This window comes from Chryseobacterium sp. FR048, assembly GCF_056844665.1.
This window is the reverse complement of sequence record NZ_JBXDSE010000007.1, coordinates 99,239-123,579: the sequence shown is the minus strand read 5'-3', so window position 1 is coordinate 123,579 and position 24,341 is coordinate 99,239. Positions and strand designations below refer to the sequence as shown.

General features: G+C 36.5%; 25 protein-coding genes and 1 riboswitch. Of the genes, 2 read left to right on the top strand and 23 right to left on the bottom strand.

Going from position 1 to position 24,341, the window contains the following annotated elements; translation table 11 throughout:
• Positions 1-69: 69 nt before the first annotated feature.
• Positions 70-747, bottom strand: coding sequence for a DUF4919 domain-containing protein (locus tag AC106K_RS19310; RefSeq protein ID WP_482447101.1), 678 nt, complete (start codon positions 745-747; stop codon positions 70-72).
• 218 nt (positions 748-965) lie between these two features.
• Here AC106K_RS19310 and AC106K_RS19305 point away from each other — a divergent pair, with 218 nt between their 5' ends.
• Positions 966-1,181, top strand: a complete 216-nt coding sequence (locus AC106K_RS19305; protein WP_482447100.1) for a hypothetical protein — start codon at positions 966-968, stop codon at positions 1,179-1,181.
• 52 nt (positions 1,182-1,233) lie between these two features.
• Here the strand turns inward: AC106K_RS19305 and AC106K_RS19300 are convergent, their stop codons facing one another.
• The 3 genes from AC106K_RS19300 to AC106K_RS19290 all read right to left on the bottom strand — a co-directional run bounded on the left by AC106K_RS19300 (position 1,234) and on the right by AC106K_RS19290 (position 4,633).
• On the bottom strand, positions 1,234-2,526 hold the full coding sequence (locus tag AC106K_RS19300) for an MFS transporter (protein WP_482447098.1): 1,293 nt from the start codon (positions 2,524-2,526) through the stop codon (positions 1,234-1,236).
• A gap of 29 nt (positions 2,527-2,555) precedes the next feature.
• Positions 2,556-3,683: a hypothetical protein gene (locus AC106K_RS19295; protein WP_482447097.1), complete on the bottom strand. Its 1,128-nt coding sequence runs from the start codon at positions 3,681-3,683 to the stop codon at positions 2,556-2,558.
• 197 nt (positions 3,684-3,880) lie between these two features.
• A complete protein-coding gene (locus tag AC106K_RS19290) occupies positions 3,881-4,633 on the bottom strand; it encodes a DUF3575 domain-containing protein (protein ID WP_482447096.1) in 753 nt (250 codons plus the stop codon).
• Positions 4,634-4,922: 289 nt separating this feature from the next.
• On the opposite strand from AC106K_RS19290, the gene AC106K_RS19285 reads away from it, so the two are divergent.
• Positions 4,923-7,007 (top strand): TonB-dependent receptor domain-containing protein, encoded by a 2,085-nt coding sequence (locus AC106K_RS19285; protein ID WP_482447094.1) that lies wholly within the window; start codon positions 4,923-4,925, stop codon positions 7,005-7,007.
• A gap of 102 nt (positions 7,008-7,109) precedes the next feature.
• On the opposite strand, the gene AC106K_RS19280 is transcribed toward AC106K_RS19285, so the two are convergent.
• The 19 genes from AC106K_RS19280 to AC106K_RS19190 all read right to left on the bottom strand — a co-directional run bounded on the left by AC106K_RS19280 (position 7,110) and on the right by AC106K_RS19190 (position 24,338).
• Entirely contained in the window at positions 7,110-8,105 is a 996-nt protein-coding gene (locus AC106K_RS19280; protein WP_482447093.1) for a T9SS type A sorting domain-containing protein, read from the bottom strand.
• Positions 8,106-8,236: 131 nt separating this feature from the next.
• Positions 8,237-8,884, bottom strand: coding sequence for a 3,4-dihydroxy-2-butanone-4-phosphate synthase (ribB, locus tag AC106K_RS19275; RefSeq protein WP_482447091.1), 648 nt, complete (start codon positions 8,882-8,884; stop codon positions 8,237-8,239).
• A 92-nt stretch (positions 8,885-8,976) separates the two neighbouring features.
• Positions 8,977-9,102, bottom strand: a riboswitch (FMN riboswitch).
• 219 nt (positions 9,103-9,321) lie between these two features.
• Entirely contained in the window at positions 9,322-10,080 is a 759-nt protein-coding gene (locus AC106K_RS19270) for an ATP-grasp domain-containing protein (protein WP_482447089.1), read from the bottom strand.
• A 110-nt stretch (positions 10,081-10,190) separates the two neighbouring features.
• Positions 10,191-10,970, bottom strand: coding sequence for an alpha/beta fold hydrolase (locus AC106K_RS19265; RefSeq protein ID WP_482447087.1), 780 nt, complete (start codon positions 10,968-10,970; stop codon positions 10,191-10,193).
• Between the two features lie 134 nt (positions 10,971-11,104).
• Complete coding sequence (locus AC106K_RS19260; RefSeq protein WP_482447085.1) at positions 11,105-11,887, bottom strand: hypothetical protein; 783 nt, start codon at positions 11,885-11,887, stop codon at positions 11,105-11,107.
• 193 nt (positions 11,888-12,080) lie between these two features.
• Positions 12,081-12,911, bottom strand: coding sequence for a hypothetical protein (locus tag AC106K_RS19255; RefSeq protein WP_482447084.1), 831 nt, complete (start codon positions 12,909-12,911; stop codon positions 12,081-12,083).
• Positions 12,912-13,408: 497 nt separating this feature from the next.
• Positions 13,409-14,428, bottom strand: coding sequence for a DUF2268 domain-containing putative Zn-dependent protease (locus AC106K_RS19250; protein ID WP_482447082.1), 1,020 nt, complete (start codon positions 14,426-14,428; stop codon positions 13,409-13,411).
• A gap of 26 nt (positions 14,429-14,454) precedes the next feature.
• Positions 14,455-15,513: a hypothetical protein gene (locus AC106K_RS19245; RefSeq protein WP_482447080.1), complete on the bottom strand. Its 1,059-nt coding sequence runs from the start codon at positions 15,511-15,513 to the stop codon at positions 14,455-14,457.
• Positions 15,514-15,632: 119 nt separating this feature from the next.
• The gene (locus AC106K_RS19240) at positions 15,633-16,202 is read right to left on the bottom strand and encodes a hypothetical protein (RefSeq protein WP_482447079.1); all 570 of its coding nucleotides are present in this window, start codon (positions 16,200-16,202) and stop codon (positions 15,633-15,635) included.
• A 10-nt stretch (positions 16,203-16,212) separates the two neighbouring features.
• Positions 16,213-16,713: a DinB family protein gene (locus AC106K_RS19235; RefSeq protein ID WP_482447078.1), complete on the bottom strand. Its 501-nt coding sequence runs from the start codon at positions 16,711-16,713 to the stop codon at positions 16,213-16,215.
• 31 nt (positions 16,714-16,744) lie between these two features.
• On the bottom strand, positions 16,745-17,128 hold the full coding sequence (locus AC106K_RS19230) for a 5-carboxymethyl-2-hydroxymuconate Delta-isomerase (RefSeq protein ID WP_482447077.1): 384 nt from the start codon (positions 17,126-17,128) through the stop codon (positions 16,745-16,747).
• A 232-nt stretch (positions 17,129-17,360) separates the two neighbouring features.
• Positions 17,361-18,977 (bottom strand): serine hydrolase, encoded by a 1,617-nt coding sequence (locus AC106K_RS19225; RefSeq protein WP_482447076.1) that lies wholly within the window; start codon positions 18,975-18,977, stop codon positions 17,361-17,363.
• A gap of 74 nt (positions 18,978-19,051) precedes the next feature.
• Complete coding sequence (locus AC106K_RS19220; RefSeq protein WP_482447075.1) at positions 19,052-20,437, bottom strand: serine hydrolase domain-containing protein; 1,386 nt, start codon at positions 20,435-20,437, stop codon at positions 19,052-19,054.
• Positions 20,438-20,568: 131 nt separating this feature from the next.
• Complete coding sequence (locus AC106K_RS19215; protein ID WP_482447073.1) at positions 20,569-21,075, bottom strand: hypothetical protein; 507 nt, start codon at positions 21,073-21,075, stop codon at positions 20,569-20,571.
• Between the two features lie 36 nt (positions 21,076-21,111).
• On the bottom strand, positions 21,112-21,636 hold the full coding sequence (locus tag AC106K_RS19210) for a hypothetical protein (RefSeq protein ID WP_482447072.1): 525 nt from the start codon (positions 21,634-21,636) through the stop codon (positions 21,112-21,114).
• Between the two features lie 49 nt (positions 21,637-21,685).
• Positions 21,686-22,459, bottom strand: a complete 774-nt coding sequence (locus AC106K_RS19205) for a hypothetical protein (RefSeq protein ID WP_482447070.1) — start codon at positions 22,457-22,459, stop codon at positions 21,686-21,688.
• A gap of 93 nt (positions 22,460-22,552) precedes the next feature.
• Positions 22,553-22,927 (bottom strand): VOC family protein, encoded by a 375-nt coding sequence (locus AC106K_RS19200; protein WP_482447068.1) that lies wholly within the window; start codon positions 22,925-22,927, stop codon positions 22,553-22,555.
• Between the two features lie 36 nt (positions 22,928-22,963).
• Complete coding sequence (locus AC106K_RS19195; protein ID WP_482447067.1) at positions 22,964-23,521, bottom strand: dihydrofolate reductase family protein; 558 nt, start codon at positions 23,519-23,521, stop codon at positions 22,964-22,966.
• Positions 23,522-23,618: 97 nt separating this feature from the next.
• Positions 23,619-24,338 (bottom strand): phosphodiester glycosidase family protein, encoded by a 720-nt coding sequence (locus AC106K_RS19190; protein ID WP_482447066.1) that lies wholly within the window; start codon positions 24,336-24,338, stop codon positions 23,619-23,621.
• Positions 24,339-24,341: the final 3 nt, after the last annotated feature.

The following is a 24,341-nucleotide window of genomic DNA, read 5'->3' as shown; positions in this document are numbered from 1 at the left end:
ATTGGATGAATAAAAAAGCCGGTTGTTTTCTGATGGGTAAAAACTTCCGGTCTCCTTCGGCTACTTGCATCAATCCATGATCTTTCCGTAGAATCTGCTTATATTGAAATATAACCCCGGGATTTTATATTTGTCTTTTTCAAACTCCATATAATCACATTTCTCGATGGTCAGGCTTTGAGATTTTACCTCCATTTGAAATCTATTCATAAGAACATATTCATCTGTGACGGAAATTACATGGAAACCCGTACTACATTTCATTCCATCTCCGGAAGTGAGGATCGCTCCCAGCAATCCATGGAAATTATTTGATATTTTCTTTGCGGTGTTCTCATCCTGTGCCAGATGATACATATAAGCAATATAGTTCATGGCACGAAGATCCAATGGGTTTTCTTCCAAAGCTTCACGGAAAAGTTTGATTCCAGCTGGTATATCTTTTTCAGTAATCCCTTCTCCACGATAATATTTGGCCATCTCTTCCGCTTTCTTACCGGTTTTATAAGGTTTGTAGTTTTTTTGAAAGGTATACCCGAAATAAAGATGGCGATATTGCTCACCGGTAAGAAGGGTATCATTCTGCTTTAACCTTTTTAAAAGTTCAGGATAATAAAATTCTGAATTTTTATTCTCGATATTCTTTTGAATCAAAGAGTAATCAGGAGCTTTGAATTCAGGTTTCTGGGCCTGTACAAGACTCATCAGAATCAGTAAGAACAAAGAGAAAAAGGCTTTAATATTCATGTTTTTTATAGTTTTTATCGGGGGTAAAAATACGGAATCTGTATAGAATTTTAAAAATGAATCTTCTATTTGTAAAAAAAATGATAAAATGTTGCTAAAGTGTATGTGTGTATTGATAAATTTACTAACTTTAATCAGAAATTGAGACTTACCCCCTGACTATCATAAGGGTATTGGATCATAAAAGTAGTTTTTTAATTAAAATCCAAAAAATATTAATGAGCAGTAGTATCCAAGATGAATTTAAAGTCTTTAAAGACGAATTAAGAAAGTTGAATATCGAAGTACAGAAAGTGGTAAAAGTGGGGAACGGCAGTATGGATTTCCACGAAGTTTTCTACAAATCACCGAGGTATAATGAGGTAAAAAGTATATATGTCCAGCGCCATACACTGGATAGTATGATTGAAAAATTTAAACAAGCTTATCATTAAAAAATAGACCGTGCGCCGCAGAGAATCTGCGGCGCACGATTTTTATAGAAATTTAATCTTTATCGAGCGTGGAAATGTCTTTAGTATCTTTCATCCCGATATATACAACCAGCGAAAACAATATACAGCCGGTGATATACCAGTAAAAGTACTCTTCTGAGCCAATCTTTTTGAACCAAAGGGCTATATACTCTGCCGTTCCTCCAAAAACTGCTACAGTGACCGCATAGGGAAGTCCTACACCAAGAGCCCTGATCTCAGAAGGGAAAAGTTCTGCCTTTACAACAGCGTTGATAGAAGTGTAGCCACTCACAATAATCAGAGCAGCCATGATCAGTAAGAAGGCACCCCACATTGAAGTAGTTGTGCTCAGCGCTGTAAGAAGCGGAACAGTACACAAAGTTCCCAAAATCCCAAAGCCTAAAAGAAGCGGTCTTCTCCCGATTTTATCAGATAAACCACCGAAGACAGGCTGAAGACAGGCAAATATAAACAGAGAAATAAATGAAACCAGTGTAGACTCTTCTTTGGTAAGATGTACCGTATTGACCAGGAATTTCTGCATATAAGTCGTATAGGTATAAAACGCCAGTGTTCCGCCTAAAGTTAATCCTACAACAGTAAGTAAGGCCTTAGGATGCTTAAGGAGTTCTTTTACCGTCCCTTTTTTCTTTTCACTGACTTCTTTTTTATTCTCAAAAGCTTCTGTTTCATGAAGGTTGGCCCGCAGGTATAATGCAATGATGGAAAGCAAAGCACCGATCACAAAAGGAATTCTCCAGCCCCAATCTTCAAGCTGAGCCTCTGTAAGCAGTAATTTCTGTAAGATAAGCTGAATTCCCAAGGCAATCAGCTGCCCACCGATCAGTGTCACATACTGAAAACTGGAATAAAATCCCCTCCTGTCCTGGGTTGCCATTTCGCTGAGATAAGTTGCCGACACTCCATATTCTCCGCCAACGCTCAATCCCTGAAGCAGTCTTGCCAGCAAAAGAAGGAGAGGAGCAAGAATTCCTATAGACTTATAGGTGGGGGTAAGGGCAATAAGCAATGAACCGAAAGACATCAGCAATACAGAAAGTGTCATCGCCTTTTTTCTTCCGACCTTATCCGCAATACTGCCAAACATCCATCCACCGATAGGCCGCATCAGAAAACCTACTGCAAAAATTCCGGCAGTATTCATCAACTGGGCATTGAGATCAGAATCCGGAAAAAAAGAATGAGAAAAATAAATGGCAAAGGCAGCATACGCATACCAGTCGTACCATTCTACAAGATTTCCGATAGAGCCGCCTATGATGGCTTTGATTCTCTGAGTAGTGCTGATAGGCTGTTGATCCATATATTGACTGTTATTCTTTAATTTTTGTTTTAATTGAGCATCGTACGGACCTGATCACTTAATATAAGACTGATAAAACTGATCTGATCAGCATCAGGATTATTTTTTACCTGCTCAAACCACACCGGTTGTACAGATTCCGGATCTTTATCAAAATTGTTATTCTCAATTTCTTTTTTTAAGCTTTCTGCGAATGTGGCAAATACCTTAAGGAAATTATCTCTGTATTTTTCTGACTTCTGCATGGTAGGGAAGTGAAAATTAATTCCTGATGTTTTAGAAAGAGTCATGAGTATTTCTGCATCTTCAGGACCGCTGATCAGAACTTCATCATAATCAGGCAATGCAATACGGGAATCATCTTTGTTGAGCCCAAGTGCAAATCCCAGTTTCCCGAGAATATAGGAATAGCAGTCTGCACAACTGTTGTAATAGCTGGAAATAGAATTAAAAGCATAAGAATCCATAAAAGAAGCGTCAGAATTACCGCTCCACCACATCGCATAGGTTTCATAGCTGCGGTCTGTGCTCTTCTGTTTCTCAGGATTCATTCTAAAGCAGCTGTCATTAAGCCCTTCAAAAGGAAGAACAATTTCTCCCGTCTGCTCCACAGTTTCCGGATCGGTCTGAGAATAATAGATAACATCTTTAAATCCATCTTCTGCAAACAGGTTTCTCAGTTCCTGATGATAAGCTGCGGAAGTGGGTTTTTCAAATAGAAAAACGGCATATTTTTCAAAATTATCAATTACAATTCCATTGGTCTTAATAATTCCTTTCGATGAAAGCTTTTCTACACAGAAGGTTGTTGCATATTGCTCTTTAGAATCAAAAAATCCTCCGGAATAGGAAGAAAGTACTTTTGTGCCGATATTATCTGTAAGTCCTTTATTAACAGCTCCTAATAAAGCCATGGAATTTACCATATATAACCTTTTGTTAAATACAGCTTCCTCTTTATTATGATCAAATTTATGGGTGAAGGTGACATTACTGGATAAAAATTCATCTGTAATGATGGGCCAGTGTGATGGAGCGTTAGTGAAAAAAGGATTCCCTTTTGCAGGTTCTTCTGCAGCTTTTTGCTGATGACTCCTGTCGTGTGATGTCTGTTGATTCTGTTTTTTTGAACCAAACAATTTTGAAAAAAAACTCATGTTGTTAGTTTTAATAAATAAGCAACCTAAGATACAAATTTAGCAATACTCTGTTTTCTGTTTTGAAAAAGATTGTTTTCTGTTTTTCGAGGTATCAAATGGATAGCATTTTAAAAGAAGAGTCTGAACATATGAATTTCAGGTAATAATAAAACCGCTCTGAGAAGAACGGTTTCCTGTTATATTGTTGAATTGTTTTAAAATCTATAGCCTAAAGAAAGCCCGCTCCTGAACCCGGCCCATGGTCCGTCCACTTTTATTCTTGCACCATTAGCATCGGTTTCCACCGTATATTTTACAAACGGAATATCCAGGTTTTCTATTTCTTTTTTAAGCTGTGCCTGCATATCCGAAGTAAGAACATAATCTGAAGTCATCGTAAAATCACCTCTTCCGCTTCCGTAATGAGCCCCTGCAATCCAGAAATCAAGGACCAGATTCTGGCTTCTGGTCAGAAAGAATTGTACCCCTACCATTAAACCTCCACTGTCTCCTTTGGTACTTCCTTGTCCTTTGAGTGGGATCTGATAGGTTTTTCCATCTGGTCCGTTATAATCATAATAAAAATCAAATGTATTGGATGAAACATCAGAATGACGGTAATAAGGAGCAATGTAGAATCCTTTTCCGTATCCATGACCAATATAAAATCTGGGTTCAATTGTAAAATTGGTGGCTTTTACTCTAAGGTTTTCAAATCTTTTTTCATCCTTATCTTTCAAAAAGGCGTTAATGAAAGGAACTTTTCCCTCAGGCATCGTACCAAAACCAATATTCACGGAGAACCATTGATTGATCGCTCTTTCGTAGGACAGATTAATATTTCTGAAAGCATAGGCGGTCACATTGGTTTTGATGATATTCATCTTTTCTGTAGTACTGTTCTGGGTTTCCTGTGCCTGCATTGCCGAAAACAGGAAGCATGAAATGAATAAGACTGACTTTTTCATGACTTAATATTTTGTGGTGTGTGAAAATGACAGCAAAAAACGGGCAAAAAATCAATATTATTTTTATATGTTTTCATTTATGATCTTTAAAAATAATTATTAATGTTAAATTTTTAATAGTGTTTGCCTTGTATGTCGATAAAAATAAAGGCCGGCAAAGGTAATGGTATAAAAAATAATACTTCGGTCTTTACAGGCATTTTACGGTTAAAACTGATAAAAAAGAAATACAGGAAATGTAACAAATGGCAGAACCAGATTGTCATACCAGTATAATCCTATTTCTGATATGAAAAAAACGATATATAGCCTGTTCTTTCTTTGTGGAACCTTCATGTTTGCTCAGGAAGCAAAAAAAGATACTGCAGAAGTTTCAGCAGCCAAAGAAATTCAGGAGGTCATTTTGAAAGCACAACGTAAAAAGCAATTTGCAGATAAAGCTGTTTATACTTTTGATAAAGAAGCTCTGGAAAAGGCGCGCTATGCAAAAGATCTGTTGAGAACCCTGCCGGAATTGCAGCTTGACCCTATCGGTAATACGATTACCAGTACAAAAGGAGGATCTATACTTTTCCTGATCAATGGAATTGAGGCTACAGATTTGCAAATCCGAAGTGTTGCTCCCAATGAGGTGGTAAAAGTGGAGTATTATGATATTCCGCCGGCAAGATGGGCTACCAGAGCAGAGACGGTGGTCAATATTCTGACAAGGTCTACTGAAACGGGATATATATTCGGAACTGAAGTTTTTTCTGCTTTGAATACAGGATTTGTGAACGGTTCTGCATATGCCAATTACACAAAAGGGAAAAACGATTTCGGGCTGGAATATTCAATCAACTTAAGAGATTATAATAACAGAAAAGTCAACAGTATCTATGATTATAATCTGGGAGGCACGCACTACCGTTCGGATGAGAACAGAAAAGATCATTTCGGATATACTTTCCAAAACATTGCGCTGCGCTATACAAGGCTGGTTCCTGATAACTATTCTTTTCAGGCAAAACTGAATATGGATATTTTCAGCAGGTTCTCAAAAGCAGTGGGGGGAAGTATTTTTTCGGAAGATGCTTCCAGTGAAGTACATTCGATGTTTAAAAATAACGGTTCGAACTATGTGATTCCTAAACTGGATCTTTATTATTCTAAAAAAATCGGAGAAAAAGATGAATTGAGCATCAATGTGGTGGGGTCTCATTATACAACCAATACCTCAGAAACGGCTAAGGAATGGATTACAGCTTCCGGGCTTTCTGTGTATGATAATGACATGGTTCTGAAAGCAAAACAGACCAGTATTGTAGGAGAACTTGCGCATACTCATGATTTCAGGTCAGGAAAACTTTCATCCGGGTATAGGATCTCGAGGTCTTCCATTTCCAATGATCTGAATAACCTTGCCGGATATTCCCAGTACAGTGTCAATTATCTGGAGCAGTATTTTTACACAGAGTTTTCCGGCAAAATAGATAAATTCAGTTACAGGCTTGGAGCAGGGCTTACCAATATTCACAATAAGAGTGCTGAAAATACTTTTGATGAATGGACCTTTACCCCGAAAGTCGTTTTAGGTTACCAATTGAAGAATAATCAGAATCTCCGTTATACAGGAAGTTATACACCGGTTAGCCCACAAAGTAATGCACTGAGCAGTAATGTGGTGCAGCTGGCTCCCAACATCGTTCAGCGAGGAAATCCTTTTCTGGAGTCACAGCAAGTCTTTTCCAATAATCTGACCTATTCTTTCAATAATAAATATTTTGATTTTAATGCGGCTTTGTTTTATCGTTATACAGATCGTGTAATCAATCAGTATTACGTTCAGGATGATGTTTTGGGAGGATATGCGTTAACCTATGAGAACGGAAAAAGCGGTCAGAGGTACGGAGCGCAGCTTACGGGTTCTTATAAGCCTTTTGGAAGCAGTTTGCTGGTGATAAAGGCTGTGATTGTTCCTACTTCTGAAACGGTAAAAACCAGTAAAGGAGCATTGATTAAAAATAATTATTTAGGCAATTATTTTGTGCTGTCTTCGGAATATAAATCTTTTTCAATGCAGTATCAGTTTAATATCCCAACCTATAGTCTCAGCGGAGCATTCCTGAATACCAATGAAAACCAGAACAATATTTTTGTAAGCTATAAACATAAAAACTGGACGTTTTCTACAGGAATGTATTGGATAGGGATGCCTTCCGAATATAAGACAAAAAGTTTACCGGAGAGTTTGGTCGATTATCAGGTACATACCCAGATCATGAACAATAAATCGATGTTTATACTGGGACTCAGCTATGATTTCTCGAAAGGAAAAAAGACTGAGATTCAACGAAAACTTAACAATGAGACGGCGCCGGCTGCTACTTTTTAAGAATAATACTGCGAGAATAGGGGCGAAGGTTGATTCTATTTTCCCAGCTCTGGTTTCCTGGTAAAAAAAATCCCGTTCAATAAGTTGAACGGGATTTTTGTATTATTTTTTGATGAATTTTGTATTCTGTTTTTCAGAATTCTTTCCACTGACTTCAATAAAGTAAGATGAAGGGGGAAGGTCTGAGATCTGTATGTTTCCTGATTTTATCTCTGAAGTTTTAATCAGTTTTCCGTCAAGACTGTAGATTTTTGCTGTGGAAAAGTTTTCCGCATCTCCTTTAAAGCCTATGAAATCTTGTGCTGGATTAGGATAAACCATCAGATTTTGCTTTTTTACAGCATTGTTGACTGCCAAAAATGCCCCTGCTAAAGCCTGTGCACTTGAAGTAGACTGATTGATACCCAAAAGAGGGACACTGATGTTTCCATTTGTGGAGCTCAGTAGTGCATACCTGTGAGAAGCATCATAATAAGCATATGCCGTATTGGTGGCAGTTCCTATCGGATTAGCGTAGGTAATGTCAAAAGAAGCGTATAAATTAAAGTTCTGGGTATATTTTACCCTAAGGACATTGCTGTAGGTCTGGCTTCCTATGATCAGAGTTCCGTAAGCATCAGCCTGTGTAGCCAGCGTTCCGCTAAATAGTCCGTTGGCAACAGATGAGGTAAATGTTCCTTTGGCATTGTCATTTTGGGCAGGTCCATAAGTGGTAGGATAGTTATTATACGTACCGTTATCTACATTGAAATTTAAAGTAGCCTGTGGATTTACGATTCCTGTAATTTCCAGTTTTGTAGTGGAAGCTTTGTAATAAATCGTTGTAGTACCATCTGCCATTTTAATATTAGAACCGGGGAATGTTGTTATTTCCGTGGAAGTAGGTGCAGAATAAGTAGTTTGTGATGCAGCGCCCATCGTAAGGCTCCCGTTTGAAAATGTTACATTAGCTCCTGTTGCAGAGTTATCTACAGTTCCCGTTACCAGATTGTTATTGACAATATCACCAACGATAGGATCGTGAGAAGCTTTGGTAAGGGTGATCTGTGCTGAAAGAACCGCTGAGGTTCCCAATAAAATAAGTAGTGATTTTTTCATAGTCAATTTTTTGTTAAAGTTAAATAAAAACAGAATTCAATTTTCATTTAACTTATTTTTAATTAAATATTTAAATAAAACAGCCACCTGATCAAATCGAGCGGCTGTTTTGTGCGTTAAATAGATGATGTTTAGTTGCTAAGAATCATTTTGCGGTAAGCGTAAATATCTTCAATCGTAACAACGCTCATTCCTTTTTTGATGGCAAAGTCTACGATTTCCGGAAGTCTTGCCATTGAACCGTCTTCATTGGTCAGTTCACAAAGTACGGCATCATCGCCCAGATTGGCCATTTTGACAAGATCTACACTTCCTTCCGTATGGCCACGTCTTTCGAAGACGCCTCCCTTTTTAGCGATCAGAGGAAAAACATGTCCCGGACTGGCAATATGCTCTGCCTGGGCATCTGCTGCCACAGCGGTTCTGATTGTTGTTACCCTGTCTTTTGCTGAAACACCGGATTCTACGCCTTCTTTGGCTTCTATAGAAATGGTAAATGCAGTTTGGTTTTTTGAATTGTTGTTTTCCACCATTGGACGGAGGTTGAGGTGCTGGCTTTTTTCTTCAGAAATACACAGGCAGACAATGCCGCTGCATTCACGGATCAAAAGGGCCATATCCTGTTCTGTAATAGTGGAAGCGGGATAGATGATGTCACCTTCGTTTTCGCGGTTCTCGTCATCTACCAGAAGAATGCCTTTCCCTTTTTGTAATGTTGAAAGTGCTTTTTCTACACGTTCTTTGGAGGTTGCTCCGAATTGTTCTAATAATTTTTCCATGTTATTTTACTTTTAAAAGTTAAAATAGTCTTCGGTACATGGAAATGAAATACGACACGATAAGAGTCCATAAGGAATCTTACCGATCATCTCATTTTCTTCTCCCATCCAGACTTTAACTGTCGGTTCCGGAATTTCACCAGATCAGTCCCTTCATAAGAAAGGAGTCGCGGACTGTAACCGCCGGTAGGGAATTGCACCCTGCCCCGAAGAAAACTTATACTAAGTTTTGCTGTATGTTGTAATTTAAATTTTTATTTCATTGAATCATATTTAACGCACAGACCGCTAATTTCGGGAAGTTTTTTGAAATGAGAAAGTGCTTTTGATAGGATTTATCAATAGGAAAACAGGTGAGTCGGTGAAAGTTTCATTTTTACAGGATGAAGTATGGTTTTAGGGTTGATTTTTGAAGAGATTTTTATCCACTGAAGCATTTAGCGGTTAGAGAGAAATATTGTATTCAGGATTTCAGACCATCTTTCCAGTAGCAGATCGGTGTAGATTTCCTGGTCAAGGCCATAAGATCCCAAAGCGTAGCCGTCATTCCATTCCACAAGAGCTGTATCTCCGGTAGATAAAACTCCAAAATCAATCCCATAAGCGCTGGTGCCTTCTTTTGATTTCTCCAGATCCTGTATGGCATTTTGTACAGTCGTCATATCCAGGTTATATTTTTCTTCACCACTGTATCTTTTGACCGCTACAATTTTTGAATTGTTTACAAATACTCTGTATTCTGCCAGCCAGTCTACAATAGAGGAGCAGTAAAGTTCCGTGCTCTTGGGAAATTCCATCAGACGATAGAAATCAAGAGATGATTCTATTGTAAATCCTGTAAAAAGTTTAGTCTTTGATTTTGGTTTTACAAAAATAGATGGAATACCTTCATCATAGCTGTTCGAAAGTTCCTGTATCGTTGTTTCTCTGATATTTCTTTTGAGATAATTGCGAAGGCTCTTCGGATAGGAGTCTGAAGGGGGCTGAATATTGTACTTTTTAAAAATATGGGAAAAAACAAAATGATCTCCGACAATAAATGTTGTATGGTCGATGGGCAATTGATTCCGGAGAATCTTTTTATCGGTAAAAAGTTCGTACTCAATATTTCTTTTTTCCAGTACATTGACCACGTCCTGATGTTCCGGCTCTAATTTTTTATTACCATATGTGTGAATATAAGCTTTTTTAATCATGGTTATGTTTCTTTGCTGGGCAGCGTCTTTTCCGCTTTCTGAACATAATGTGGATAAACACTGGCAAAGACTGTGGTAAATATTTTTGTGTTCTGCATCAATACTTTTATTTAAGCCAATTTCTCAAGAACTTCATCCAAAATTTTGTTGAACTCCTCCGGTCTTTCAAGCATTGGGTAGTGACCGACATCGGTGATGGTTACATAATCATAATCTTTCAGGTAGTGGCGGTTGTTTTCCTTATACGTAGGAGAAGCGTCGGAATTAATGGCAATCACAGGAACATGAACCTGTTCTGCTATTTTTCTGAAATCTGTTCTGTATAAAGGTCTGAGAAGATTAATGGCAGTTTCCGGTTCGTTTTGGAGAAACTCATGTTGAATTCTTTTCTTTACTTCAGCAGGTGTCTTTTCTACAAAAAGGAATTGAGGAAGAAAGTTTTCCACAGCGTTTTTAAAATCACTTTGGTATTGTGTAAACATGACTTCTTCAGCCTGAGCTTCTGTAAAAGATTCACTAAGATTCTTTAAAGTATCCACCAATACAATAGCTTTTACTTTTGGAATTTTTAAAGCAGCTTCAAGCACATAAGCGCCGGACATAGAATGCCCCACAAGTATAATTTCTGAAGTCTCAATATCATCAGCTACTGCTTTTATATCGTCTGCGTAAAGTTCACTGGTCCAGTTTTTCCGGGTAGTATCGGATTTTCCATGTCCGGCAAGATCCAGTGAAACAACATGAAAGCGATCTTCAAGGTGTTTTTGCTGATCGATCCACCATTCTGTATTTCCAAGCCATCCGTGGATTAGTATAAGCGCTGTGTTCCCATTTCCGGATTCTTTATAATGAATTTCCTGACCGTCTGATGATATTGCGTATTTTTCCATTTGAAATTCTTGGTATTAGTTAATGCCTGTATTATTAATCATTTAAAATTACAAAAAGACCACTAAAGATTGATTGCTTTTAATGGCCACGAATGCACCATTTTTTCTTCTCGTGGCGGAGTGACCATTCTGATTTATTTTTCAACTACCGTTACGTCTTTCAGTTCAAAAGGAATTTTTCTGACAGACTTTTCATTTTCAATCATGAATTCCACGTTGATCTGGTCTCTTTCCGAAGGTGACATATTTTGTTTTAATTTGACCAGTTTGTAGATGATGCCTGTCTTTTTGTCCCTTAATATCAGGTTGTTATACCCTGGAAGTGGGCTGTCATTGATGAAGTAGATGAGTTTCTGTTGATTGCTGTCTTTGTAAGCGTACATAATGTCATAACTTTTGAAGTCAGGGTTCTGATAATCTTTGCCGTTATCGGATTTGTATCGGAAATTAGGAAAAACCTTATTGAATGCCGTAGAATCGATCACACTGAAATAAAGATCAGGATTTTTGTCTGTAATCGCTTTATCCACAAGATTAACATTCCTCTTTATATTTTTGAGTTTTCCCAGATTAAAATAGGAACCTTTCTCTTCTGAAGGGGTAAAATATTTCATGACTCCTTTGATGGTGAGTGTTTTGAATTTTTTCTCAGGAATGGAGTAGTGTACTGTTTTTGATCTGCCATTATTGTAGCCGTAGTTCAAAAAATCATCTTTATTCTCTTTTAACACATTCATTTTGTTGTCAGTAACAGTAAGGGTATCCAGGCGAATCAGGTCAAATTTACTCGTAGGTTTATCCATTTCTAATCCCAATTCAATAAAGTCATCATATTGAGAGGCGTGAGACAGTTTTATCTTTTCCTGTGAAAAACACTGGATGTAAAGGAATGTAAAGATGAAAAGATATTTTTTCATTATTTCTGGATTGTTATTTTGGAGAGGGAAAATTACGAAAAATGGATTGACGTTCCAGATGAAAATTAGGTTGTTATTTTATATGATTTATAAACTCATCAAAAATTCCTTCGTTTCTTGGCTGGAAAAATTAGTTTGAAAAGCGGGTGATAAAAAATAAACACTGTATTGCTACAGTGCTTATTTCATAAATTTAATTTTTTGATTTTATATTAAAAATAATGACGCCATATGAATTTCCGGAAGTGTCTTTGATTTCACATTTGAAATACACCAGATTTTTTAAAAACTTTTGATGGTAAACTTCGGTAATGAAAACAATACCTGTTGGAAGTGCTTTGGAAGCATAGCCTTCCAGACTGTCTATTTCGTATGCTTCCTGCTCATTTAAAAAATTGAAAATCTCTTTTAAAAGGCAATTGGCTAAAAATGCGAAAGGCACTATAGGATAGTTTTCAAAATGACCTTTGCATTGATTTGGAGTAAAAGGAGCTGTTGAAATGGTAAAATGATTGGGAATTTCTGTCCGGATTATTGTGCTTTCTGGAAAACTGCTGTCGTGATATTCCACAGGAACAGGAGTGAAAAAATCTTTATAAAAAAGTTCAAATGCGTCCTGTGTTATGATGTAGTAGTCTATCTCCGAGCTGTATAATACTTCTCCCGAGTGCTTATCTTTTACCTGAATATAAGACTTCCCTTTTCTTTTTGATTCCAGAATACTTTCACTGGTGATGCATACAGTGTCAGGTTCTCTATAGGAGAGTTTTCTGATTCTGATCTTTTCACCCAGAAAATAAATTTTTTCTTTGCTGGTATCATTTAAAAGCTTGTACAGACTGAAGCTTCCCCATGAGGACAATATTTTTATCAGATTGGAGAAGTTTTCCTTTTCAAAATTCCAATCTTCGATTTCGGCCTCTATGATATGTTCATTGAAAATAATATTTTCAGGAACAGAGATGTACGGTAATGTTTCCCCGATATAAGGGATGATGTTTTCTTTGATGTCGGTTGTTGTCATTTGAATGAGGGTATTGGGTTACTAAATTTGTTTTCATTTGTTTGTAGATATTATAAGTAGGGACTTATTTTTGTAGATTGTTTTTCATGATATATCTTCATTTGGTGATTTGTTTGATGCAATTTAAGAAAAAAACTTATAAATAATTATAATTTAAAATTTACTGTAAAATGCTTTTCAACCAGCACCAATCATATAGCCTTGAAAAGCTTTAAAAAAAGTTATCCACATTACACTTATCCACATTTGATTTTTTTTGTGGAAAACAGATGTGGATATTAATTTTTATGTAAAAATCTGAATACTATAATTTTAAACATATTTTTTATGTCTTTGAAAAAGTTATCCACATTTTATTCGCTTGTTTGAATCATCTGTGGAAAACTTATCCACATTTTATTGAAACATAATGGATAGCTTATTCATTAAACGATCCGCGGCCTCTCCTTTCGGAGAGGCCGCGGATAAAAATTTTTGTTTACGGGAAATATTACAAATTACGGCAGACTGTTGATGTATTTTTCATAACCACTTTTTTCCAAAACTTCCTGTGCAGAAAGTTGGTAGACATCTTTCCAGGAATCAGGTCCGTTTTTCTCTACATACTTTTCGATTATTCTGAAGCCCAGCCAGTAATTTAGTGACTTGGGAGCATCTGGAAATAATTTGAACTTCTCATTCCGGAGCAAAGGATTTTTTCCTGAAGTATCCTGAAAGTAAGGCTTCAGTTTTGTGAAAAGTTCTTTTTCATTTTTGAAGTACCAGTCCCAATCCTCTTTTGCCATATTTTCCACTGCTTCATATTTCTGCATTTTGCGGTCAAAGAATACATAAGTAAAGTAACAGGCAAAACCTTCATCAATGGTTTTGCTCAGAGCTGTTGCTCCATCAGAATCAGCTTTTTTGAAATGCTCATACACCATATGATTGAGTTCATGGGGGAGTCCCTTTTCAAGAGAATAGAGAATGTCAACTCCTTTATTATTAAGTTCCAGTGCAAACTGTTCAGCATTACAGCCACCGAATGAAACCCCGGTCATTGGGGTGAAAATCAGACTTATTTTGGCTTTAGGCTGATAAGGGACCAGCTTATTGAATTGTGTCAACGTTTTCTTAAACAGTTTTTGGGTATCAATACTCAAAAGAATATTGGCTCTGTCTTCAAACTCCCGTTTATTTTTTTCATACAGAGATTTATTCCAGGCAATCATGCCTTTCGGATTGTTGAAGAGATGGGCATTTTCATCACCAAAGATCATTGCGTAGCAGCTGTCCCATAGTTTTTTATGAGGCAGATAAACGTTTTTTACGATTCTGGCAGAGTCATACTGTTGGTTTTTATGGGCAAGTAACTGGTGCTTGAACAGGTTTTTGATTACTATATTCTCAACTTTTACACTGTCAGGAACCGCTTCCAGTCTGTTATAATCAAATTTTTTATCCGCAAAGTTTGAAGGTGTCCTTGTAGAACAGGAAAAGACAATCAATACAGATAAAAACGGAATAATTTTTTTCATTGAAAAGATTTGAATTGATACCAAAATTATTGGATAGGGGTCAGAGCTTTTGAATTTTTTAAAAGTATGATATACTGGAAATAGTCTAAAGTATTGGTATGTTCCTGTGGGTTAAAGTTTTCCCCAAACATTCTGGATTTGATCGAAATAAGCTTATCCGAATTTTGATACGGCGAATTTTTAGAATTTAAACGGAATAAAGTCATAGAATTAGGCTTTACCAGTTCCTTAAAATCATTGATCCCTTTTACCAGCATGAACGGGCCGTCTGCATTGATCCAGTCTATTTTCTGATCTTCCGGGGTTGGGAATTGAGGATTTTTTGGGAGATACATTTCACTGTCAAGCGTGTAGCTTACCATGCTGGATGTTTTAAAACCGGAATTTTTAAGACGTTCAGCAAAAGGTTTCCCTTCTTTCATGGTACCGTGCTGAAGTACATGATAAAATCCGAAAAGCCCATAAAACTTTTCATTTTCAATATTCAGTTTTTTCAATGAATTTTTGAAGTTGACAATCATGGCAGAATCTCTTGAAATCTTACGGGAGTTATCATTAAAGTCCGTATCAATACCGATCACTGATATTTTTAAAGAATCCGGCAAAGTTTGATTGTAATCATAGATGTCACTCCATTTTTCCAGAAGTTCTTTACTGGATTGTTGTGGAATTCTTTTTTGAATGGCTACCACAACTTCCTTAAGCAAATTCTGATCCTTTGTACTTCCTCTTAAGAAATGGTTGAGCTTATTAGAATTGAGGCTGTCCATCTCAGCAATATAATATTTTACACCCGCTTTTTGATTTAAAAATTTCAGAAAGTATTGATCCAGTTTCTGATTATCCGCATATCCGTGAACTTCCCCCAAAAGGATAACCTGGGAACTGAAGAAGCTGTCATCGAAGAGTCGACCGTCTATTTTGTCCTGGATTTGTATATGGTTGTTTTTCAGGTAATCTGTAAACTTTTCATCCTGACCTCCGATAAAGATTTTGTTGCTTATAAAAATGTATAAAACGGAAATTAAAATGATAGCCAATACGGTCAACAGAACGTATTTAACGAATTTGATAATCTTTTTCATGGTTATTTTTAAACGAAAATATCATAAAAAAAACAGGTACGGAAATTTTTTGTAGCTAAATGGTTAAATTTTCTATGCCTATAATTGTATTTGATTTTTCATTAATCTCATTGAAAGAACTAGGTAAACTGAAACGTAAAATATTTTCTGTCACAATGCGGACATTTGAAAGTTGCTATTTCCGTTAAACTTTCAGGACTTCCATAGGTTTTAAAATCATCATATTCACTTCTTTCTTTGGGCCCTTCTTCCCAATACATTAACTGTTCACTGACTTCATACAATTCTTTGTCATTTTGCGGATACCCTGTAAATTCTGTAATATCTTCACAACAAAGCGGAATATCCGGTCGCTGCATAAACAATGGAATATCCGGTGTCCGGTTGTATTTTTCCATTAATGTTATTCTAAGTTCCGCTTTGTGGTCTTGTGCTAAATTCAGTGAGCTGAGGTATTTTTCAACAACTTCTTCATACAGAAAACTACAGACACGGGTCATTGGTCTGGTTTGGAGGCAATCATGACAGGCAGCGTAAATATCATCGTCAATTTCTCCATTGTCCAGAATAACCTGTCCCTGATATGGGTACAGATCAACCTCCGTTTTTCCACAGATATGGCATTCCGTATAATATGAGTCCAGTTTCTTTATGGCATTATCAGAAATTAATTCGAAAAGTTCTCCCATTTTTCCGGAATTATTGGTCCTTGTAGATATTCCAGAAATTAAAATCCGTCATAGGAGCATCTGTAATTCCGATATTTCTTCCCATAGTCACAATCTGGCCTCTGTGATAGGTTCCGTGCAGAATCGCATGTTGAATATATTCATACTTTGAGAAATCACATTGAAACCATTGGGATTCAATCTTTATATTTTTAGAAAGCTCTTCCTCGGATAAACTTTCTACATAATCTACCAGTTTTTGAGAATTGCTTTTAATGGCATTGAAAACATCTTCTTTGCTGCTTACTGTCAGGGTTTTCTCAAAATCGAAGTCATTACCTTCTGAAATATGGCTCCACCAGTATTCCTGGGTCTGCCAGATGTGGTGCAGGGTCTTTAAAATGGTGGGGAAACTTGAAATGGTTTCCTGGTTAAGCTGTTCGTCAGATTTTGTAGATAACCAGTCGATGTATTTATTGACTACCCAATTGTTGTACTGAACAGTTTTGGTAACTAATGCTTTTAAGCTCATATTATTTATATTTTAGGGTGAAGTGGAGTGTTTATAGCCCGAAATGACGATTGCGATCAGTGTTTTGAGGGTTGATAAGGGCTTTATTGCTGTAAGTAGCCATTTCAAACTCACAGATGTTGACAGACAGAAAAGATATTTCCGGGAGTAATTCTGTAAGTTTTATACTGATCCGTTTGGAAAGATTTGCTTTTTGTTCTGTCGTTCGCCCCTCCATAATGTAGCCGAAGACATGCAGAAAGTTTTTCTTACCGTTTCCCAATCTGAAATACTGATAAGGCTGAAGTCTTACCTTGATGTCATTGGGAGCAAATAAACCGGTGGCATCTGCTGTTTCATATATGGCATCCATGATTTCATCAGGTGTTTTCTGAAGGAGGATGTCTTGTGAACATTCTACAATGAAATGTGGCATAGGTAATATTTTATGAGGTCATTCGGTTCTATAAAAATAAATAAAATATCAATTCGTTTTGAAATAAAATAGGCTGAAAATGAAGTTTTTAAATAGCTTATACTTTACAGAAGGTATTGCGTGAAAAAATATAACGAGAGTTATTTTTCTAAAAGGTGAAGACAAAAAAAGAACCGGATACCAATATGCTATGGTTCTCCGGTTCCGGTTGTAATATATGAATGTTAATTTTTTATTGACCAACCTTTTTGATGCTGTACTGAGGTTTTACTGTATTGCGCATATCAAGTACAATGTCATAAATACCCTCTTCTTTTACATGGAAATCATAAGCATCCCGAGCGATGCTCATACCATCATCATTCAGTCCTAAGCAGGTACCCCAGTCATTGTCCATTCGGAATTTAAACTTCCCTTTATTGAGCTTATAATTTTTAAGAGAATAGATCCCCGGATGTTTTGGGTCTGTCTGCAGCAGAATATCTTTTCCATCCCATCCGGAAGGGGTAGCATCTCCAATAATAGCCCAGGGATTCGGAAGATTATCTGTTTTCCTTTTTGCTGTTTTCACAGTACCATCCCGGAATTGAACAACAAATGATTCTATTTGGCCGCTTTCATTCGGTTTGAATGTAAGAGAAAACTTTTCATCCAATTGAAAACGAGTACTGCTAAGGGGAAGTAATGCCCCTCTTCCATAGTTTTTTCCATTGAAAATAAGATAACCGTCTGCGATGGTAATATAGAAATTGGTGTCACCGGAAGTGTAAATTCCTTCCAGCTTTTTAAGATCCTTTTCTGGTACTTTGGCTATAGACGGAATATTGAAAGGCTGATTGTATAATATACTTTCGATTTTAGGTATGAAGAATTCAGCGTGTGACAGTTCAGAATTGGTCATCAGAATAAAGCAGAGATCATCTTTTAAAATTCTGTAATATCTGCTTCGGTAACCCGGTCCGCCGCCATCATGTCCGGTAGCCTTTTTTCCTAAAATATTGGAAACCTGAGCGCCAAGCCCATAATGATCATTAAGGTAAGGCGTAAACATTTTTTCAAGAGTCTCTTTCTTTAATATTTTATAGTTTTTAAGAGCTTCGTTGAATTTGAACAGATCACCGACAGTAGAATACATCGCTCCTGCAGCAAAAGGATGATCAGTTTTAAAACGAAAAGCTTCGTTGGACATATTCTCTGATACAAACTCATAGCCTAAAGCCTTGTTTTCATCAGTAACAGCATTAAAATGAAATCCGCTATGGGTCATTTGAACGGGTTTCAGAATGTAATTTTCTATCGCTTTGTCATAGTCTAATCCCGTCACTTTTTTGATGATATACCCTAAAATATAATATCCGGAATTGGAATAGTTCCATTGTTTTCCTGGTGAAAAATCTAGCGGTTTTGCTGAAATATATTGTATGAAGGTCCCTTCGTCAACGGTATAGTTCGTGTTTTCTTCACTTGGGATTCCGGATGTATGTGAAAGTATGTTGGCAATGGTGATGCTGTCTCCCTTTGGATAAGCCGGATAATATTTTGAAAGTTTATCATTGATGGATAACTTCCCTTCTTCTTCCAGTTTGAGGATGACGGCGGCAGTAAACATTTTGGTGGTAGAAAAAATACGGTAAAGGCTGTTGTTGGTATTTTTTTCTTTTTTGGGCGCGTTTCTGTAGCCATAGCTCTTTTCAAAAATAATTTTCCCTTTTTCAGCAATCAGAACAGAACCGCTGAATAGCCCGGCTTTCTCATAAGCATTTAATAGTTGTTCTATTTGTTGGGTTCTCTGCGAAAAAAAAGGATTGGCTGCCAGGAGTACCATCAGGCAGGTTAAAATAACTCTCATGTATTGTTTTTAGATAAGACAACTGCAAACACTAAAGTATTACATCCTTTCTTAAAATAAAAACATCATCAAGTCTATTTTTTGTCTGCCTGGCTTAATAATTTAAAACATAAACGATCAACAGAATCATTAATTCCCGAAACATTCGACAGGATGATTACTGCTGTTTTGCTTTCCATATCCATCGTCATTGAAGATGAATAACCACCGGTTCCTCCATTGTGGAAAAATATTTCTTTATTGTTTTTTGTGGAAATAATGTGCCAGCCCAGCCCGATCTTTGTCGTTTTATCTACGGTAAAGGTTGGTTTTCTAGTCAAAGCAAGCTCTTTGTTGGCAGGATCAAACTGAGCATTGGCAAACTTTACCAGATCTTCAGTAGTAGATACAATGCCACCCCCTCCGAAAAGAACATCCCAATCCCAGTTGGATACGGTTTCTCCTCCGGCATTATGTCCTTTCACAAGACTATTCCCCAGATTTTCAGTGCTGGTGAAAGAATGGGTCATTCCGTATTGATCAAAAACCGTTTTCTGTAATAATTTCTGGAAGGTTGTTTTTTGGGATAAGCCAAGTGTATAGCCTAGTAACCCTGCACCCAGATTGGAGTATGAAAAGCTTTTTGAAGCTGTAGACGCCGATGTCATCAGGTTTTTAAGATAATCTTCGAGTTCCTTTGTATGATAATTTTTATAAGGATTGATCTCATTTGATACATCCAGATTCTCAGGCAGACGCGGAAGACCGGAGGTATGATTGGCCAGCTCTTCAAAATTTATATTCTTATGATTTTTAAAGCTAAACGAGTAGTAGGGGTTGATCCGGTCTGTAAGTTTTATTTTCTTAGATTCCACAAGAGAAGCTAAAACCGTTGAAGTAAATACCTTCGTAATAGAACCGATCTCAAAAGCTTTGTTTTGATTCTGAACAGATTTTACAGAATCATTATGCTTGAGTACTCCATAATACTGGGTTTTCCCATTTTGAGTAACTGCAATAGACAATTGGGTCTCTTCAGGAAATTGTCTGGTGGTTGAATAGATCAGTTCTGCAATTTCTTTTGGATAGGAAGCCAGTGCATTCACTACTTTGCTGGGATCTTTATAAGGATTTATGAGAAGACCATTGATCTTATTCTGGGCATCCAGTGAAATATTGACTGCCAGAATTCCTTTTTCAAATTGTGCTTTATAAATCGCATAAGTAGACTGTTGGTACTCTATAAATTCTACACTTTTTATAGCTCCCATCTGGGATTTCAGATCAGTCAGAAATTCTTTGTTTTCATTAATAGGGAGTGCCTGTTTCATCTCCGGTGAAAAACTCTCAAAAATCTTATTATAATCCGCAGTATTGAATTGCTTTTGAAAATCATTCATGGTACGGGTATAATTTTCAGTTTGAGCGAAAGAATAATTGAGTGCGAAGATGAAGATCAGGAAACATAGCAGCCTTTTCATATTTAGTTTTTTTTTGAGGTTTAAAATACAAAATATTTCTTCTGGAAGGATTATACATTATCGAATAGGAAGATTGTAATAAAAAGATCCTAGATCAAATATATTCTTTTTCAAAATGTGTATTTACATTTCTAGCGCCATAATTTTTTTAATGTACCGGTTATTTCATCTGCTTTTTCTTCAGTAATCCAGTCCACGATTCTGATTTCTTTATTTTCTTTAATGATAACAACAGAATAGGTGGCGGAGCTCAGTGAAAAGTGGAAACGGAAGCCCAGTTTATTAAGTTTTTCTAGGGTAAGATCTTTTGTCTCAATATGATCAATTTCTTTTTTAAGATAAGTGATTGGATGGGTGAACAATTTATTCTTATACCGGACTGTCATTGCATCTGGCTCAATACTGAGAATTGTTTTCCCAAAAGTATTCCATATCCAGATCCGAAGTAAGAATATAAAAAATGTGGCAAAAGGAACTGCGGAACAAATATAACTTAGCGCTGATAGAAAATAAGTGTTTTGGGCTGAGGTTAAAGGAAGAATGATTAAAATAATAAAAAGTAAAATGATCAGAGCAATACCACCAACAAAAGTAAATGCCCAGCTAAGAGAGCTTTTTATTTTAAGGATAACGGGCATTTTGAATATTTTGTTTGGAATATCGGTTGCATTTAATCAGATGTTTGAAATATGGTTTCGTTGGAACAACATTGTTTTTTCAGCTCCGGAGTTATCTCTGATCGTAGAAGAATCAAGTTTCCAATCGGGAAGATGACTGATCAGTTGATCTGTCAGTTTTTCTATTCCGGGGGTATTTTCATAGATGAATTCATAACTGTTTTCATCAGTGATGATCTCCAGTCCTGTTTGTCTTGTACGGTGTAAGATGGGAATACTGAAGGAATATACAGAAATAATCTGATCCCATTTGATCCATTCTGTTGTCTTTTTCCGGTTTACATAAAAGCCGTCATCGGTATATTGGAAAATACCATCATCTGCATATTTCTTATCCATTTCTTTTTCGACGGATTCATAATTTTCCTGATCACTCGGAGCATACATTTTTGCTATTGAAAAACAAAGAACAACAAAACATAAAAAAATAATGAAATAGGAAATACTTTCACTGCCAAATACCGGATAATAAAGGTAAATTAAGACGATGATAAGAATGTCTGCAGCAATTACTTTTTTCAATATTAATGAGTTTATGATTAATTAGATTCTTAGAATATTAAAAGTTAGTTCAGATCTTTTCAAAATACTTACCCTTAAACTGATAGCGGATCTTTTTTGAAGTGATTTTATAATCATCAAGAATTAAGGGGATGCTGATGATCTTATTTTTTTTATCATATTCAATATTATAATTCCTGATCTCATTGTCTCTATTGGCGGATGCGGTAAGGTCTACCTCATATTGAAGCTGGTTTCTGATTCCTGTCTGAGTTTTGATCAATTGGGCAGCATCGTTCAGTTGGCCGTTTTCAATAGAGAAGATTTTTACATAATGAGCAGAAAGTCCTGTACTGAATATAGAAGTACTTTGGGTAAGATAATATTTTTTATTTTGAGAAACGATGTCATTAATCTGATAATAAAAAGATTTCGGATCACCTTCCGAATCACTGTCTATGATTTTTGAATGTACTTTATCTCCGGTTTTATACTGGTATACATTTTTAAAAAAATGCATGGTTCCGCCTGTCCAGGTGTCCCATGAATAGATCCGGAATTTTCCGTCTTCTGAAGTGGCAATTGTGAGCCTGTTTTTTTTGAGGCTGTTGAAATCATGGCTGAGTGTCTGGGGATTTGAAGAAGTATATTTTAGCAATAGCTTTTCAAACTTTGTATTGGCAGCGTATAGGGAATCAGAAGAAGATTCAAGACTTCTGCCCTCCGAAGACCAGTAGTCAATTTTTTGAAAGGCAGTGTTGAGCTGTTTTTCAATGGTTGCTATATGTTGTCCGAATAGAGAATGGGTGGCTATCAAAAATAAAATTCCGGATATTTTTTTCATGGTATTGTTTTTTGAATGATTAATAAAAGGCCTGTCCGAGTTCGATAGGTCTGCTTCAAAAAATTGACTTAGATATTAAGGATAACATTTGAATTACTTTTTACATTTCAACTGGAATACATTTCCCTCGGGATCAACGCCATCACAAAGCCAGAAGTTATAATTTTCAAAGGTTTTGATTTCCCGCATCTGAATGCCATTTGACAAAAGTTCGTTTCTGGCAGTTTCAATATCTGTATCTACCTCAAAAACGAGTTTGGTATTGTTGTCAAACTGATACCCAGCCGCTATTTTGTCCAGATACTGATCCCCGATCTTGTGAAGCCCGATATTGACCGCCCCGGCATTCATGAGAATCCAGATGTGATCTTCCTCAGTGACTTTCAGATTAAAGTTTTCAACATAAAAGTTCCTGATCAGCTGTATATCTTTTACATAGAAGATGATTGTATCCAATTTTATATTCATGCGAATAATTTTTTTAGGGAAATAAGTATAAAATTATTACTCTGTTTCATCTCTTTCCGGTTGATAGATCAGTTGTACCACACCAGATTTGAAAACATTGGTTGTAATGAGTTTTAAATTTAATCTTTTCTTCAGATCTTCAAAAAGAGGTTTTCCACTTCCTAAAGCTACCGGATGAACGGATATTCTGTAAATATCGATCAGGTTGTACTCAATAAAAGTTTTGATAAGACTTGCTCCGCCATACAGCCAGATGTCTTTTCCGTCCTGTTTTTTTATTTCCGAAACTTTTTCTGCCAGATTAGAATGAATAAACGTTGCATTTTCATCGGTTCTATCCTGACTTGAAAACACAAATTTTGTTTTTGCATGAATGGTTTTCCAGAATTCCTGTTCTTCTGGAGCAGCATTTTCATCAGGCTGGTAATTTCCCCAAGCATCATAGCTCACCCGTCCATAAAAAATGGTGTCAATACCCGAAATAAAGCCCTCAAAATTCATATCATCATCCATAATGCACCAATCGATTTCTCCGTTGGGCCCTTCAATAAATCCGTCTAAAGTGGTGGCCAAATCTAATATTACTTTTCTCATATTTTTCGTAATGGGTAATGAATGGTTTATGATTTTCTAAGGGAAAGATAAGGATATTTTATTTTTTAAACCAGACAGGCCAGATGATTCCTCAACTTTATTTTACTTCTGTAATTCCTATCATCACTCCGAAATTCCCGTCATCCTGAATCCAGTTTTTTTCAGGAAGATAAGCTCTGGATACATAGCCGTCAAGATATAATGCATTTTTACATCCTGCTTCTTTGAAAAGCTGAGCCAGTTTGTAGAAACTGACTTCTTTTTTAGACATCGCAAAGATTAAATCTCCATTGCTTAAAATACCGACCCCATTTCTTATATTCAGATTTTTGGAGTCTTTTTGAAAAACCGGATTTATTTTCCCATCCAATAGCAGCATTGGACCGGATTGAGTGGCATATTTTATTTCCGGAATTTGTATATATTTTTTAGTCTCAACGATGCCTGCCTGATTATTTTGAGTCAGATAAAAAATTCCATTGGGAGGAAGGTAGAAGTTTCCGGAGCCCTGAAGGGTGTCTATGGGCTTCAGTATTTTAAAATTTTCGATATAAAGTCCTTTTGGAGAATTGTCGGGTTCAAACATCCCTCCATTCATGGCAAACTGTAGTTTTTCATGTTGAGCTTCAACCTCTTTTTTCAGCTGGCCGATGCTTTTCAGAATTTGATGCCGGTCGTTTTTCCAGTACAGTTTTATATTTCCCTTTCCGGGACTGGCCTGAAAGAGAATAAACTGATCTTCATTTCTGATCTTTTCTTTACAACCCAAGGTGAAGAAGACCAGGAGAGAAAGGCAAAATAGAATCGTTGTTTTCATCTG

Excerpts from the sequence above, each read along its gene's own strand:
- AC106K_RS19310 (WP_482447101.1), bottom strand. The coding sequence starts at position 747 with ATGAATATTAAAGCCTTTTTCTCTTTGTTCTTACTGATTCTGATGAGT.
- AC106K_RS19305 (WP_482447100.1), top strand. The coding sequence starts at position 966 with ATGAGCAGTAGTATCCAAGATGAATTTAAAGTCTTTAAAGACGAATTA.
- AC106K_RS19300 (WP_482447098.1), bottom strand. The coding sequence starts at position 2,526 with ATGGATCAACAGCCTATCAGCACTACTCAGAGAATCAAAGCCATCATA.
- AC106K_RS19295 (WP_482447097.1), bottom strand. The coding sequence starts at position 3,683 with ATGAGTTTTTTTTCAAAATTGTTTGGTTCAAAAAAACAGAATCAACAG.
- AC106K_RS19290 (WP_482447096.1), bottom strand. The coding sequence starts at position 4,633 with ATGAAAAAGTCAGTCTTATTCATTTCATGCTTCCTGTTTTCGGCAATG.
- AC106K_RS19285 (WP_482447094.1), top strand. The coding sequence starts at position 4,923 with ATGAAAAAAACGATATATAGCCTGTTCTTTCTTTGTGGAACCTTCATG.
- AC106K_RS19280 (WP_482447093.1), bottom strand. The coding sequence starts at position 8,105 with ATGAAAAAATCACTACTTATTTTATTGGGAACCTCAGCGGTTCTTTCA.
- ribB (WP_482447091.1), bottom strand. The coding sequence starts at position 8,884 with ATGGAAAAATTATTAGAACAATTCGGAGCAACCTCCAAAGAACGTGTA.
- AC106K_RS19270 (WP_482447089.1), bottom strand. The coding sequence starts at position 10,080 with ATGATTAAAAAAGCTTATATTCACACATATGGTAATAAAAAATTAGAG.
- AC106K_RS19265 (WP_482447087.1), bottom strand. The coding sequence starts at position 10,970 with ATGGAAAAATACGCAATATCATCAGACGGTCAGGAAATTCATTATAAA.
- AC106K_RS19260 (WP_482447085.1), bottom strand. The coding sequence starts at position 11,887 with ATGAAAAAATATCTTTTCATCTTTACATTCCTTTACATCCAGTGTTTT.
- AC106K_RS19255 (WP_482447084.1), bottom strand. The coding sequence starts at position 12,911 with ATGACAACAACCGACATCAAAGAAAACATCATCCCTTATATCGGGGAA.
- AC106K_RS19250 (WP_482447082.1), bottom strand. The coding sequence starts at position 14,428 with ATGAAAAAAATTATTCCGTTTTTATCTGTATTGATTGTCTTTTCCTGT.
- AC106K_RS19245 (WP_482447080.1), bottom strand. The coding sequence starts at position 15,513 with ATGAAAAAGATTATCAAATTCGTTAAATACGTTCTGTTGACCGTATTG.
- AC106K_RS19240 (WP_482447079.1), bottom strand. The coding sequence starts at position 16,202 with ATGGGAGAACTTTTCGAATTAATTTCTGATAATGCCATAAAGAAACTG.
- AC106K_RS19235 (WP_482447078.1), bottom strand. The coding sequence starts at position 16,713 with ATGAGCTTAAAAGCATTAGTTACCAAAACTGTTCAGTACAACAATTGG.
- AC106K_RS19230 (WP_482447077.1), bottom strand. The coding sequence starts at position 17,128 with ATGCCACATTTCATTGTAGAATGTTCACAAGACATCCTCCTTCAGAAA.
- AC106K_RS19225 (WP_482447076.1), bottom strand. The coding sequence starts at position 18,977 with ATGAGAGTTATTTTAACCTGCCTGATGGTACTCCTGGCAGCCAATCCT.
- AC106K_RS19220 (WP_482447075.1), bottom strand. The coding sequence starts at position 20,437 with ATGAAAAGGCTGCTATGTTTCCTGATCTTCATCTTCGCACTCAATTAT.
- AC106K_RS19215 (WP_482447073.1), bottom strand. The coding sequence starts at position 21,075 with ATGCCCGTTATCCTTAAAATAAAAAGCTCTCTTAGCTGGGCATTTACT.
- AC106K_RS19205 (WP_482447070.1), bottom strand. The coding sequence starts at position 22,459 with ATGAAAAAAATATCCGGAATTTTATTTTTGATAGCCACCCATTCTCTA.
- AC106K_RS19200 (WP_482447068.1), bottom strand. The coding sequence starts at position 22,927 with ATGAATATAAAATTGGATACAATCATCTTCTATGTAAAAGATATACAG.
- AC106K_RS19195 (WP_482447067.1), bottom strand. The coding sequence starts at position 23,521 with ATGAGAAAAGTAATATTAGATTTGGCCACCACTTTAGACGGATTTATT.
- AC106K_RS19190 (WP_482447066.1), bottom strand. The coding sequence starts at position 24,338 with ATGAAAACAACGATTCTATTTTGCCTTTCTCTCCTGGTCTTCTTCACC.